The organism is Phreatobacter aquiterrae, assembly GCF_053471285.1.
In genome coordinates this window covers 418,096-430,415 of the sequence record NZ_JBJPHW010000003.1, presented here as the reverse complement: position 1 = coordinate 430,415, position 12,320 = coordinate 418,096, and the positions used below count along the sequence as shown (strand labels likewise).

Here is a 12,320-nt window from a genome sequence, read left to right as displayed (position 1 = left end):
TTGCCGTCCGGCGCCGTCGATTGCCATGCGCATGTCTTCGGACCTTATGACCGCTTTCCCTTGACCCTGCCCAGGAGCTACTCCCCTCCCGAGGCCTCGCTTGACCAGTATCTCGCGCTCCTCGGCACGATGGGGTTGGATCGTGGGGTCCTTGTGCAACCGAGCGTTCACGGTACCGACAACCGGTCGATGATCGATGCGCTCCGCCGCGCCCCCGATCGGTTGAGGGGCATCGCCGTCGTCGATCCTGACATCAGCGAGGCCGAGCTCGACGAACTGCACAAGGCGGGTGTGCGGGGATTGCGGGTGAACGTGCTTTTCGCGGGCGGGACCGATCTGGCTCAGACAGAAAAGCTCGCTGCCCGGATTGCCCCGCGCGGCTGGCATATTCAGCTACTGGTGGATGTCGGCACCATGCCGGACTTCGGACAGCGGTTCGGCGACTTCCCCTGTCCTGTCGTGGTCGATCATATGGGCCATGTGGGACCGACCAAGGCCGCATCGGCCCCGGGCTTCCGCGGGCTCCTGTCGCTTCTGGACAATGGCCGGGCCTGGGTGAAGCTATCCGGAGCCTACCGGGTGACGGAAGCAGGCCCCCCCTTCGCCGATGTCGCGGCCGTGGCGCGCGACCTCATCGCCGCCAATCCCGCCCAATGCGTCTTTGCCACCGACTGGCCGCACCCCGCCCTCAAGTGGCCCATGCCGGACGACGGCGATCTCGTCGATCTCCTCGCCGACTGGGAGCCTGATGAGGCACGCCGCCGGGCCATCCTCCTCGACAACCCCGAGCGCCTTTACGGATTCCCCAACTGGTCCTGAATGACCGGGCCAGAAACGACAAACAGGAGAAACGCCATGACCCGACTGTCCCGCCGCACGGCGATGGGCCTGCTTGCTGCAGCATCGATCACCAGCCCCGCGCTCGCCCAGCAGAAAACCGTGCTCAAGCTCGGCTGGACGACTGGCGATGGAGCGCAGGACCCCTATGCGATCGGCGCGCGCGCCTTCAAGGAGGAGGTCGAAAAGCTCTCCGGCGGACGCATAGAGGTGCAGCTCTTCCCGAATCGAGCGCTGGGCGACGAGCGACCGATGATCGACGGCATGCGCCTTGGAACCGTCGACATGGGCATCATCACGAATGCGGTGATCGCCCAGGTCGAGCCGGCCTTCCAGATCAACGACATGCCCTTCCTGTTCCGCGACGAGGCCCAGGCCCAGCGCGTGCTCGACGGCCCCGTCGGCGACCAGTTGCGCCAGCGCCTCGATACGCGCGGCATCATGGCGCTGGGCTACATGGAGGGCGGCTTCCGCCACATGATCAACAACGTCAGGCCGGTAAACACCCCCGACGACGTCAAGGGCGTGAAGTACCGCGTGCTGCAGAGCCCAATCTACATCGGCCTGTTCACCGCCCTTGGCGGCACGGCGGTGCCGATGGCCTGGGGCGAAACCTTCACAGCCGTGCAGCAGGGCGCGGTCGACGGGCTCGAGATCCCCGCCGCAGTAATCGACGCCAACAAGTACAACGAGGTGACCAAGTACCTGTCGCTGACCAACCACATCTATTCGATGATCGGCCTGCTCGCCTCCAAGCGGTCCTTCGACCGCCTCCCCGCGGATCTGAAGACCGCTGTTCGCGATGCGGCCAAGGCCGCCACCGCGAAGCAGCGCGCCCAGTCCGTAGCCAACGCGCGCGAAATCATCGAGCGGCTCAAGGCCAAGGGCATGCAGGTGAACGCACTTCCCGATGTGGCGCCGTTCCGCCGCGCCGTAATGCCGATGTACGAGAACTTCCGCCAGCAGATCGGTGCGGACATCGTGCGCGACGCACTTGCGGCCCAGTAACCGATGTCGGGACAGCCTTCCTCGCGCTCCGCGGGGCTCCTCAACCGCACCTGCGGCCTACTAGCCGCAGGTCTGCGATGGAGCCTGATCGCCGCTACGGCGGTGATGCTCGCGGCAATCTTCCTGCAGGTGGTGATGCGCTACGTCTTCTTGCGCGCCCCGCCCTGGTCCGAAGAACTGGCTGTTCTGATGTTTTCGTGGGCCACACTCGGTGGCCTCGCGCTCGGCGTCAGGGAGGGCTTCCATGTCGCCCTGACGCTGCTGGTCGATGTTCTCCCGGGCCTTGCGGGTGACCTGTGGAAGAGGGTAATCGCCCTCGCCACCGCCGGCTTCGGCCTCTACCTCGTATGGTCGGGACTCCGCTTCCTCGACGTGACCTCGGGCTCCACCTCGGCCGCGATGGAATACCCGATCGAGATCCTCAACGTGATGGCGCCGATCTCCGGGGCGCTGATAGCGCTGTTCGGGATCGAGCACGCCCTGAGTCCGCCGCCGGACATCGCCCCCACAGAGCTCGTTCCATGACCACCACCACGCTTGTCCTGACGGCTGGCTTTGCCGGGCTGGTGGTGCTCGGCTTTCCCTTCGCCGTCGCCATCGCCCTCGTCGTGATGGCGGCGCTCTTCGTGGCCGATATAGAGCCGGCCTTCCTCGCCCAGCAGCTCCTTGCCGGATCCCAGTCCTTCAGCCTCCTCGCGATCCCGTTGTTCATGCTGGCCGGCGAGATCATGACAGCGGGTGGCCTATCGCAGCGGCTCGTCGACTTTGCCTCGACCCTGGTGCGCCACCGCACCGGCGGACTCGCCATGGTGACGGTCATCGCCGCGCTCGTCTTTTCAGCCATTTCAGGATCAGCACCAGCCACGACCGCAGCGATTGGCGCGATCATGATCCCGGCCATGGTTGCGGCCGGCTACAACAAGGCCTTCGCGGCTTCCATCGCGGTGTCCGCCGGGGTCCTCGGCCCCCTCATCCCGCCCTCCATCGCCTTCGTCATCTGGGGCATCGTCGCTGAACAGTCCATCGGCAAGCTGTTCTTGTCGGGGATCGTGCCAGGCTTCTCCATTGCGCTCGGCCTATTGGTGATTTGCTGGGTCCATGCTCGCCGGGCAGGTGTGCCCCGGGGCGAACGGGCGAGCTGGAGCGAGGTTGCCACCGCCTTCTCGCGCGGCAAGTGGGCGCTGCTCTCTCCCGTTGTCGTCCTGGGCGGCATCTACGGCGGCATCTTCACTCCGACCGAGGCCGCCGCGGTCTCCTGCATCTACGCCCTCATCGTCGGCATCGTCTTCGAGCGACGGATCGGTTTCCGCGACCTGCCGACCATTTTGATCAAGTCGGTACGCACCAGTGCCATGGTGACGGCCATCATCGCGGTCTCGGCCGGCTTCGGCGTGATGATCGCCCAGGAGCGCATCGCCGTCGATTTCGCCAACTGGCTCGCTTCCAGCGTCCAGGAGAAATGGCTGGCGCTCGCCGGACTGAACATCGCATTCTTCCTGCTGGCGGCGGTTATGGACGAGATCGCCATCATGGTCATTCTCGGGCCGATGCTGATCGCCATTGCCACCAAGTTCGGCGTCGATCCGATCCATTTCGGCGCGATCATCGTCACCAACGTGGCGATCGGCATGGCGGCGCCGCCAATCGGCTATTGCCTCTTCGTCGGCATGGCGATCTCAGGCCTATCGCTCGTCCAGATCGCGCGCGCGATATGGCCGCAGATCCTGATAATGCTCTTCGTGTTGATGCTGACGACCTACATCCCAGGTTTCGCGTTGATCCTTCAGCCGCGTTGACGAGGGCCACCCTCGCGTCGGGTCGAGAGATTGGAAGGGTGATCGATTGGCTCTTTCCAACGCGCCAGGGCGTCGCGGAGATCTGTTTCCTGCGGACCGCCCCGGAGCGGCTCGTCTTCTCACAGATCTTGAAGCGCTGCACCGTCGAATTCGCGCAATTTTTCAAGACCGTCACGAGGTGCTGATGGCAGCGGCGCCAGGAGGCGACGGGGACAATCTCGGCGGCCGTGCAGGCGTCGGCGCGCTGAGGGTCTTCCCTCCATCGCGCTCTGGCTGCCGATAGGGCGGCGGAGACCGTTGTTTCCCAGCCAGCGTGGGAAGGTCGGCGATCGGCTCCAATGCGAAAGTCCGCAATAGAGGCGCGAAGGCGCTAACCGTGACACGTTTCGAACCGGATGCAGCATCCTCCGGAGAGTGCATCATGTCAGCGGGACATCATCCGCCAAGGCGAGGCAGCATGGAGTGCCGGGCGCGACATGACCGAACAGGTCCCAGGCGACCTGACTGAGCCGGTCGGTTTGGCAACAGCAGCTCCCGGGCAGGTCGATCAGGCAATCGTCCGGCAGGGCCGCGACGGGCACCTCGCCGGCGCCCGGGAAGTCGAGATCGGCTCGCCTGCGACATTGGCGCAAGGTGCGATTTTCACAACAGTGACGCATCAGTCAACGATGTGACTTGACGGTCACCTTGATGATGCTACGGTCACGTCAGTGAACCAAGCGTCAGCCCTTGGCCGCGGTACCACGGAGCAGATTGATGTCGCGCTGGGCTAACGCCCTTCCAAACCGAGAGGACCAACTGGAAACCAAACGCCGAGCCATCATTCGAGAGGCGGCGAAGGTCTTCAGTCGGCGAGGTGTCCATGGCACCTCACTCGATGACGTGGCCGACCGTCTCGGCGTCTCGAAGGCAGCGCTATATCGCTACGTGCCCAGCAAGCAGGATCTGCTCTACGCCTGTCACAAGGAGGCGATGGATATCGCCTGCGACAGCATGGATGCCGCGGAGGCTGAGGGGAGGACCGGTCTGGATAAAATCCGCAAGGGCATGGCCAATTACATGCGTGAGATGATTGGCACGATGGGCGTGCCGGTGCTGATCCTTGAAGAGAACGCGCTTCATGGCGTCCAAGCCGCCGAGATCATGAAGCGGCGCGACGACTTTGAAAATCGCATGCGCCGCCTTGTCGAGGAGGGCATCGCCGACGGCAGTATCCTCGCGATAAACCCAAAGCTTGCCGTCTTCACATTGCTGGGCGCAGTCCACTGGGTCACCAAGTGGTACTCGCCCGAGGGCGCCTGGAGTGCGGACGACGTCGCCGAGGCGCTGATCGAGGTCGCCACCCGCGGCTTCGCCGCAAATCCTGGAGCGGAGCTGACGGCGCGCCTGAACAGATAGCCGCCAGGCGGCACGAACGGTCCGACAGCGGACCGCAAGAAACATGGCCAGCCCGAAAAGGGCGGTCAGACCATCAGGGAGAAATGCCGTGAATTTCGATCTCACACCGGATCAGGTGGCGTTGCAGGAGCGCGTCCGCGAGTTCGCCCAGGCCGAGGTGGCGCCCCGGGCCGAGCAACTCGACCGTGACGCTGTGTTCCCCACCGACCTGTTCCGCAAGCTCGGCGATCTCGGCGTTATGTCGATCCCGTTCCCCGAGGAATATGGCGGTATGGGCCTCGGCGTCTTCGACGCGGTTCTCGCCATCGAGGAGGTCGCCCGCGCCGACCAGTCGCTGGCGGTCTCGGCCATGGTTTCCATGGCGACCGGCCTCACCGTCGCCCGTTTCGGCACCGAGGAGCAGAAGCGCACCTGGCTGCCGGACATCGTTGCGGGCCGCAAGGTCTGCTCGATCGCCGGCACCGAGCCGGATGCGGGCAGCGACACGGCCGGCTTCAAGACCCGCGCCACGGCTCTCGGCAACGGCCTGTGGTCGCTCAGCGGCGAGAAGGCCTACATCACCAATCCCGGCACCGACATCTCGTCCTTCGCCATCATCCTCGCCATATCGAGCCCCCGCGAGGTGCAGGACAAGAAGTTCACCCTGTTCCTCGTGCCCAACGGCACCAAGGGCTACACCCAGGGGGAGAAGTACAGGAAGATGGGCTGGCGCTCCTCCGACACCCGCCCGCTCTATCTCGACGACTGCGTGCTGCCGGAAACGTCCATCGTCGGCAAGGTCAACAGCGGCCGCTGGGTCCTGCACAAGGGCTACCAGGCTGCAAGGCTCTTCCTCGCTGCCTGTTCGCTCGGTCTTGCCCAGGCGAGCTTCGACCACGCTCTGAAGTATGCCAAGGAGCGCCAGGCCTTCGGTGCCTCCCTTGGCCGCCTCCAGATGATCCAGGAGATGATCGCCAAGATGGCGCTCAAGGTCGACAGCGCCCGCCTCGTCACCTACCGCGCCGCCTGGGGCGTCGATGCCGGCAAGGACGACATGATGGCGCTGTCCATGGCCAAACTCCACGCCACCGAGACGGGCTCCGAGGTCGCCAACATGGCGATCCAGATCCACGGCGGCTGGGGCTTCATGGATGACTGCCCGCCGTCCCGCTATCTGCGCGACAACCGCATCTGCACGATCGGCGACGGCAGCTCGCAGATCCAGACATTGCTGATCGCACGCGAGTGCGGTCTCGACGTGACGTTCCGCTAAGGGCCCAGAGCCTCAACGACAAGAAGACCAGCAACGGTGGCGCGACGGTCGCGCCACCGCAGGGGGAAGCCATGACCATCGAGGCCATGCCGACCGGCAGGCCGGCGGTGCTGGAAGCGGAGGCCTTGTGCCTGCGTTTCGGGGCCGTCGAGACCCTGAAATCCGTTTCGCTCACCGTGCTGGAGGGCGAGATCCACGCCGTGATCGGGCCGAATGGCGCCGGCAAGTCGAGCCTGCTGAACTGCTTTTCCGGCTTCTACCGGCCGCAGTCCGGCAACGTGCGCTTCAAGGGGCAGGAGATCTCCGGCCTCACGCCGCACAAGCGTGCGGAAATGGGCATCAGCCGGACCTTCCAGGGCATCCAGACCTATCCCTCGCTGACCGCGCGGGAGAACATCCTCACGGGCTTCCACATGCGGATGAGGACCGGCCCCTTCTCGGCGCTGCTGTGGTGGGGACCGACGCGGCGCGAGGAGGAGGAGTTCGCGGCGCGGGCCGAGAAGATCATCGAGTTCCTCGAACTCGAGGAGCAGCGCCACACCCATGTCGGCGACATGTCCTACGGCATGCGCAAGCGCGTCGATCTCGGCCGCGCCATGGCCCTCGATCCGGCCATCCTCATCATGGACGAGCCGATGGCCGGCATGAGCAACGAGGAGAAGGAGGATCTCGCCCGCTTCATCCTCGACATCCGCGAGGGTATGGGCATCCCCGTCGTCCTCGTCGAGCACGACATGGAGGTCGTCATGTCGATCTCCGACCGCATCACGGTGATCGATTTCGGCGAGGTCATCGCCTGCGGCACGCCGGAGGAGATCCGCGCCCATCCCGCCGTCATCGACGCCTATCTGGGAGACGCGGCATGAGCGCCCCCCACATCTTCCGCGCCGATCCGCCGGCCGAGGGCCTGCGCCGTTCCGAGGGGCGCACGCTTCCGCAGCTGCTGCGCGACAACGCCGCCGAGTTTCCCGACGCGCCGGCACTGAAGTTCAAGGACGCCGGCATCTGGCAGCGGCGGAACTGGCGTCAGGTGCTGGACGAGGTGCGCGCCGTCGCCCGCGGCTTCGCCGCCATCGGCCTGAAGCGCGGCGAGGTCGTGGCGCTGATCTCCGAGAACACCGCCGAGCAGTTCATCACCGAGCTCGCGGTGCAGTCGATCGGCGCCATCACCGTCTGCGTCTATCCCGACGCGCCGGCCGACGAGCTCCACTACGCGCTGGATCACTCCGGCGCGGTCATGGCCCTCGGCCACGACCAGGAGCAGATCGACAAGATCCTCGCCTGCCTGCCGCGCATCCCGCGCATCCGACGCGCAGTTTTCGTCGAGGAGCGCGGGCTCTGGTCCTACGACGATCCATGCCTCATCTCCTTCGCCCGGCTGATCGAGGCCGGCAGGGAGTATGAATCCTCCGCCTGGGTCGATGCGCGCATCGCCGAGGGCAGGGCGGAGGAGCCGGCAGCCTATTGCTACACCTCCGGCACGACGTCGCGGCCGAAGGCGGCGGTGCTGTCGCACGCCTTCATCCTCGACAATGCCCACCGCCTCATGGGCTCGCTCAACGTCAGGCCCGGCGGCAACTACCTGTCCTACATCTCGCCGGCCTGGGCCGCCGAGCAGTTCTTCGGCATCGCCCTGCCGCTGCTCGCCCCCATGGTGCTGCACTTCGCCGAGAAGCCCGACACGGTGCAGCACGACCTGCGCGAGATCGGTCCGGAGTTCCTGATGTTCACCCCGCGCCAGTGGGAAATGCAGGCTTCCGGTATCGAGGCGCGCATGATGGCGGCCGGCCGCTGGCGTCAGGCGCTCTACCGCTGGGGCCTCGAGCAGGGCCTGAGGAAGGTCCGCGGCGAGGTGGACGGTCTCCTCGCCAATATCAGGTGGCGGCTTGCCGAGACACTCGTCCTCAAGGGCGTGCGCGACCTCCTCGGCCTGACGCAGGCGCGCGCCGTGCTCTCCGGCGGCGCCGGCCTCTCGGCGGAGCTGTTCGAGCGCTTCCGCGCCTTCGGCGTGCCGCTCGGCAACCTCTACGGCTCGACCGAACTCGGCCTCATCTCGACGCACCGCCCCGGCAGCCGCAACGCCCATTCGCTCGGCAGCCTGATGCCCTCCGATCCTTCGATCGCGACGCCGATCGAGGCCTGGGTCGACGAGCGGGGCCAGTTGCGCCTGAAGGTCATGGCCTTTCTCGGCTATCTCGACGATCCCGAGGCCACCCGCGACATGGGCACCGTCGCCGAGGGCTTCGAGACCGGCGATGCCGTGCGCATCGACGAGAGCGGCGAGCTGGTCTTCCTTGATCGTCTCAAGGACCTGCGCCGACTGAGCAGCGGCCAATCCTATCCGCCGCAGTTCATCGAAAACCACCTCAGGGCCGCCTCGCTGATCCGCGACGCCATCGTGATCGGCGACGAGACGCGCGAGCGGGTCGTGGCGCTCATCAACGTCGATTCGGAAATCGCCGGCCGCTTCGCCGAATTGAAGGGTCTCGCCTACGGCACCTTCCCGGAGCTGAGCCAGCTTGCCGAGGTGCGCCGCGAGGTGTCGGAGGCCATCGCGCGCGTCAATCGCCTCCTCGATCCCGGCGCCCGCATCGCCGCCTTCGCCAACCTTCCGAAGGAACTCGATGCCGACGAGTCCGAGCTGACTCGCTCGCGCAAGCTGCGCCGCGGCCAGATCTACGACCGCTACATCGCGATCATCGAGGCGCTCTACGAGGGCCGCGATGAGATCCGGACCGAGATCGAGGTCCGCTACCAGGATGGAACCACCAGCAAGCTGAACGCGCCGGTCGCCATCAACCGCTTGGGAGAGCCGGCATGATCAAGCTCGTTCAGATCCTGATCGAGGGCGCCCTGGTCGGTCTCGTCTATGGCCTCGTGGCGATCTCCTTCGTCGTCATCTACCGCGCCTCGCGCATCGTGAACCTCGCTCAAGGCGAGGTGCTCGTCATCGGCGCGCTCCTGCTGTGGAGCTTCACCGCCGGCATGAAGGCGGCGGGATGGGAGGTGCCGCTGGTCATCAGCCTCGCGATGACCCTTGCCGCCTGCATCGCCTTCGGCCTCATCCTCGAGCGTTTCGTCTTCCGCCCACTGATCAGTCAGCCGGCCTTCGCCATCTTCATGGCCTCCGTCGCCCTGCTCATCATGCTGCGCGGCACCGCCCAGCTCGTCTGGACCGCCGACACCCGCGCCTTCCCGGCCATCCTCCCCGAGGGCGCCTTCCATGTCGGGCCGTTCCTCGTCTCGACGCCGCTGGCGCTCGGAGGTCTGTTCTCGGTCCTGCTGGCGATCGGGCTGCACGCCTTCTTCACCCGGACCCGGCAGGGCCTGCGTCTCGCCGCCGTCGCCGAGGACCACCGCACCGCCATGTCGCTCGGCGTCTCGGTGCGCTCGGCCATCGCGACCGCCTGGATTCTCGGCACGCTGGTGGCAACCGCCGCGGCCATCGTCCTTCTTTCGGGTCGGGTCGTCTCGCTGGAGGTCGCCCATATCGGCTTTAAGGCACTGCCGGTGGCCCTTCTCGGAGGACTTGAATCCATCCGCGGCGCGCCACTGGCTGGCATCCTCATCGGCATCGGCGAGGCCCTCGCCATGGCCTATCTCGACCCGCTGACCAACGGCGCCGCCTCCGGTCTCCTTCCCTACGTGGTGATGATCACCGTCCTGCTCGTCCGGCCCCAGGGGCTGTTCGGCTGGAAGCGCATCGAAAGGCTCTGAGCGATGCTTCCCACGGGTATTCACTTCGAGAGCTATGCCGCCGAGACGCGCGTCCTGAAGACGCGGCGGTCGCAGCTCTGGATGGCGGCGCTGGTCGTCGGCCTCCTCGTCGCGCCCTTCTTCGCCGGCGCCTATCTCACCGGCATCGCCAGCGAGATGTTCATCACGCTGATGGCCGTCTATGGGCTCTATGTGACCGTCGGCATGGCCGGGCAGATCAACATCGCCCAGTCGGCCTTCGTCGGTGTCGGCGCCTTCGCCGCCGCCAAGCTCTCCGGCTACGGCGTGCCGGTCTTCCTGGTCATTCCCATCGCGGCGCTCTGCACCGGCCTTGTCTCGATCCTCTTCGCCCTGCCGGCGGCGCGGGTGAAGGGGCTCTACCTCGCGCTCACCACGCTCGCCGCGCAGGCCATGTTTCCGATCGTCATCTACGCCCTGCCGCCGGGATGGCTCGGCGGCCTCGCCGGCATGCCGGTCGAGCCGCTCAGCCTCTTCGGCTACGACCTCGGCAGCCCGGCGCGGCTCTACTACTTTACGCTCGCCATCGTCGCCGTGCTGACCGTCTCGGTGTTCCGCCTGCATCACTCCCGCTTCGGCCGGGCGATGATCGCGGTGCGCGACAACGATGTCGCCGCCGAGGTCATGGGCATCCCGGTGCTGAAGGTGAAGGTCATGTCCTTCTTCGTCGGCTCGCTCTTCGCCGGCGTCGCGGGCGCCTGCATGGCCTATGTGCTGCAGTTCGTGACGGCCTCGAGCTTCACGCTCTTCGCCTCCGTCTGGTACCTCGGCATGCTCATCGTGGGCGGCCTGCACTCGCCGCTCGGAGCCATCCTCGGCGTCGTCTTCATCACCGTCGTGCAGGAAAGCCTGCACAAGGTCGCCAACACGCTGATGCAGGTGGGCGCCGGCGGCGGCGGCACGCTGTTCGCGCTGACCTCCATCATCCTGGGAGGCTGCATCCTCCTCGCCCTCATCTTCGAACCGCGCGGGCTCGCCCATCGCTGGTCCGTTCTGCGCAACGCATTTCAGATCTGGCCGTTCCCGCGCAACTGAGCGGAACGGCGAGACGACAACCCGGGTCGCAACCGGACAACAGGGAGGAAGACCGATGAAGCTGAGAACGAAATTGATCGCCGCGGCGGCCTGGCTCGTCGCCAGCCTGCCCGCGACCGCCGCGGAATATGTGATGAGCGTGAGCGCCGATTTCTCGGGGCCCTTCGCCAATGTCATGCCCAACGCCATGTCGGGGGTGAAGACCATCGCCGACTGGTGGAACGAGGAGGTTGGCAAGAAGATCGGCGTCACCGTCAAGCTGTCGATCCACGACATGCGCTACGACGCGGCGGTCATCGCCCGCACCTGGCCGGCGATCCTGCGCTCCGAGAAGCCGATCATGCACCTCGGCTTCGGCTCGCCGGACCTCACCACCCTGATGCGCCGCCTGCCCAACGACAAGGTCCCCATGCTGATCGGCACGGCCATGGTCGGCCTCGTCTGGTCGCCCGACGGCTGGCACTACGCCATCCGCCCGACCTACAGCCATGAGTTCGCCGGCCTGCTCTCCCGCATGCAGCAGGAGAAGAACCGCGTGCTCCGGATCGCCTCGATCAGCACGCAGAATCAGGCGGGCTTCGTCGACCAGATCAACGGCCTGCGCCACATGGCCAAGACCTATCCGGCCCGCTTCGAAATGCTGGACACGCAATGGGCCGACACTGCGCCCGTCTCTCTCACCAGCAGCGTCCGCACCATCGTGGGCCAGAATGCCGACGTCATCATCGTCGGCGGCACGACGGCACAGGTCCAGGCGACGGCCAGCGCTCTGAAGGAACTCGGCGCGCGCATTCCGGTGATCACCTCGACGCACAACGGCCTGACCGAGGCCGCGAAGGGCACCGCGCTGGCTGACATGGAGGGATTCTACTCGGCCTTCTCCTTCGCCTCGCCGGCGCAGGAAAATCTGCCGATCCGGGACATCTTCAATCGCCACCGCAAGGAAGGAACCTGGGGTCTGATCACCGCCCAGTCCGCCGCCCAGGCCCTGCTGGCGCTGCGGGTTCTGGAACGGGCGGTGGCCAAGGTCGGTCGTGACAACGTCACGGGCGAGGCCATGCGCCAGGCGCTGCTCGACAATGTCTATACCGAGCAGGAGCTTCTCGGCGCGCTGCCGACGCTCGACTTCGACACCACAGCGCCTTTCCCGATCGGCCAGATCCGCGCGACTGCGGAGGTGGTGAGGAACGGCCAGATCGTGCCGCTCGGCGGCGGCTGGATCGACGTTCCCGCCATCACCAAGTGGTAAGCGGAAAGAG

The 12,320-nt window shown here is 66.2% G+C and carries 12 protein-coding genes; all 12 read left to right on the top strand.

The window, feature by feature from the left end:
* Positions 1-819 carry an amidohydrolase family protein gene (locus tag ACJ4V0_RS07170; protein WP_448298867.1) on the top strand — a complete coding sequence of 273 codons (819 nt, stop codon included), beginning with the start codon at positions 1-3 and terminating at the stop codon, positions 817-819.
* 36 nt (positions 820-855) lie between these two features.
* Positions 856-1,845, top strand: a complete 990-nt coding sequence (locus ACJ4V0_RS07165; RefSeq protein WP_448298866.1) for a TRAP transporter substrate-binding protein — start codon at positions 856-858, stop codon at positions 1,843-1,845.
* Between the two features lie 3 nt (positions 1,846-1,848).
* Positions 1,849-2,370, top strand: a complete 522-nt coding sequence (locus tag ACJ4V0_RS07160) for a TRAP transporter small permease (RefSeq protein WP_448298865.1) — start codon at positions 1,849-1,851, stop codon at positions 2,368-2,370.
* On the top strand, positions 2,367-3,641 hold the full coding sequence (locus ACJ4V0_RS07155) for a TRAP transporter large permease (protein WP_448298864.1): 1,275 nt from the start codon (positions 2,367-2,369) through the stop codon (positions 3,639-3,641). The genes ACJ4V0_RS07160 and ACJ4V0_RS07155 overlap by 4 nt, the downstream gene beginning before the upstream one ends.
* A gap of 476 nt (positions 3,642-4,117) precedes the next feature.
* A complete protein-coding gene (locus ACJ4V0_RS07150; RefSeq protein ID WP_448298863.1) occupies positions 4,118-4,315 on the top strand; it encodes a hypothetical protein in 198 nt (65 codons plus the stop codon).
* A gap of 82 nt (positions 4,316-4,397) precedes the next feature.
* Positions 4,398-5,039 (top strand): TetR/AcrR family transcriptional regulator, encoded by a 642-nt coding sequence (locus tag ACJ4V0_RS07145; protein WP_448298862.1) that lies wholly within the window; start codon positions 4,398-4,400, stop codon positions 5,037-5,039.
* 88 nt (positions 5,040-5,127) lie between these two features.
* A complete protein-coding gene (locus ACJ4V0_RS07140) occupies positions 5,128-6,291 on the top strand; it encodes an acyl-CoA dehydrogenase family protein (protein WP_448298861.1) in 1,164 nt (387 codons plus the stop codon).
* Between the two features lie 71 nt (positions 6,292-6,362).
* Positions 6,363-7,157: an ABC transporter ATP-binding protein gene (locus ACJ4V0_RS07135; RefSeq protein ID WP_448298860.1), complete on the top strand. Its 795-nt coding sequence runs from the start codon at positions 6,363-6,365 to the stop codon at positions 7,155-7,157.
* A complete protein-coding gene (locus tag ACJ4V0_RS07130) occupies positions 7,154-9,112 on the top strand; it encodes an AMP-dependent synthetase/ligase (protein WP_448298859.1) in 1,959 nt (652 codons plus the stop codon). Before ACJ4V0_RS07135 ends, ACJ4V0_RS07130 begins: the two co-directional genes overlap by 4 nt.
* Positions 9,109-10,008, top strand: coding sequence for a branched-chain amino acid ABC transporter permease (locus ACJ4V0_RS07125; RefSeq protein WP_448298858.1), 900 nt, complete (start codon positions 9,109-9,111; stop codon positions 10,006-10,008). Before ACJ4V0_RS07130 ends, ACJ4V0_RS07125 begins: the two co-directional genes overlap by 4 nt.
* 3 nt (positions 10,009-10,011) lie before the next feature.
* Entirely contained in the window at positions 10,012-11,061 is a 1,050-nt protein-coding gene (locus tag ACJ4V0_RS07120) for a branched-chain amino acid ABC transporter permease (protein ID WP_448298857.1), read from the top strand.
* Between the two features lie 55 nt (positions 11,062-11,116).
* Positions 11,117-12,310, top strand: a complete 1,194-nt coding sequence (locus ACJ4V0_RS07115; RefSeq protein ID WP_448298856.1) for an ABC transporter substrate-binding protein — start codon at positions 11,117-11,119, stop codon at positions 12,308-12,310.
* The last annotated feature ends 10 nt before the right edge of the window (positions 12,311-12,320 follow it).

Coding starts and splice junctions, on each gene's coding strand:
- ACJ4V0_RS07160 (WP_448298865.1), top strand. CDS start 1,849: ATGTCGGGACAGCCTTCCTCGCGCTCCGCGGGGCTCCTCAACCGCACC.
- ACJ4V0_RS07130 (WP_448298859.1), top strand. CDS start 7,154: ATGAGCGCCCCCCACATCTTCCGCGCCGATCCGCCGGCCGAGGGCCTG.
- ACJ4V0_RS07120 (WP_448298857.1), top strand. CDS start 10,012: ATGCTTCCCACGGGTATTCACTTCGAGAGCTATGCCGCCGAGACGCGC.
- ACJ4V0_RS07150 (WP_448298863.1), top strand. CDS start 4,118: ATGACCGAACAGGTCCCAGGCGACCTGACTGAGCCGGTCGGTTTGGCA.
- ACJ4V0_RS07155 (WP_448298864.1), top strand. CDS start 2,367: ATGACCACCACCACGCTTGTCCTGACGGCTGGCTTTGCCGGGCTGGTG.
- ACJ4V0_RS07145 (WP_448298862.1), top strand. CDS start 4,398: ATGTCGCGCTGGGCTAACGCCCTTCCAAACCGAGAGGACCAACTGGAA.
- ACJ4V0_RS07165 (WP_448298866.1), top strand. CDS start 856: ATGACCCGACTGTCCCGCCGCACGGCGATGGGCCTGCTTGCTGCAGCA.
- ACJ4V0_RS07135 (WP_448298860.1), top strand. CDS start 6,363: ATGACCATCGAGGCCATGCCGACCGGCAGGCCGGCGGTGCTGGAAGCG.
- ACJ4V0_RS07115 (WP_448298856.1), top strand. CDS start 11,117: ATGAAGCTGAGAACGAAATTGATCGCCGCGGCGGCCTGGCTCGTCGCC.
- ACJ4V0_RS07125 (WP_448298858.1), top strand. CDS start 9,109: ATGATCAAGCTCGTTCAGATCCTGATCGAGGGCGCCCTGGTCGGTCTC.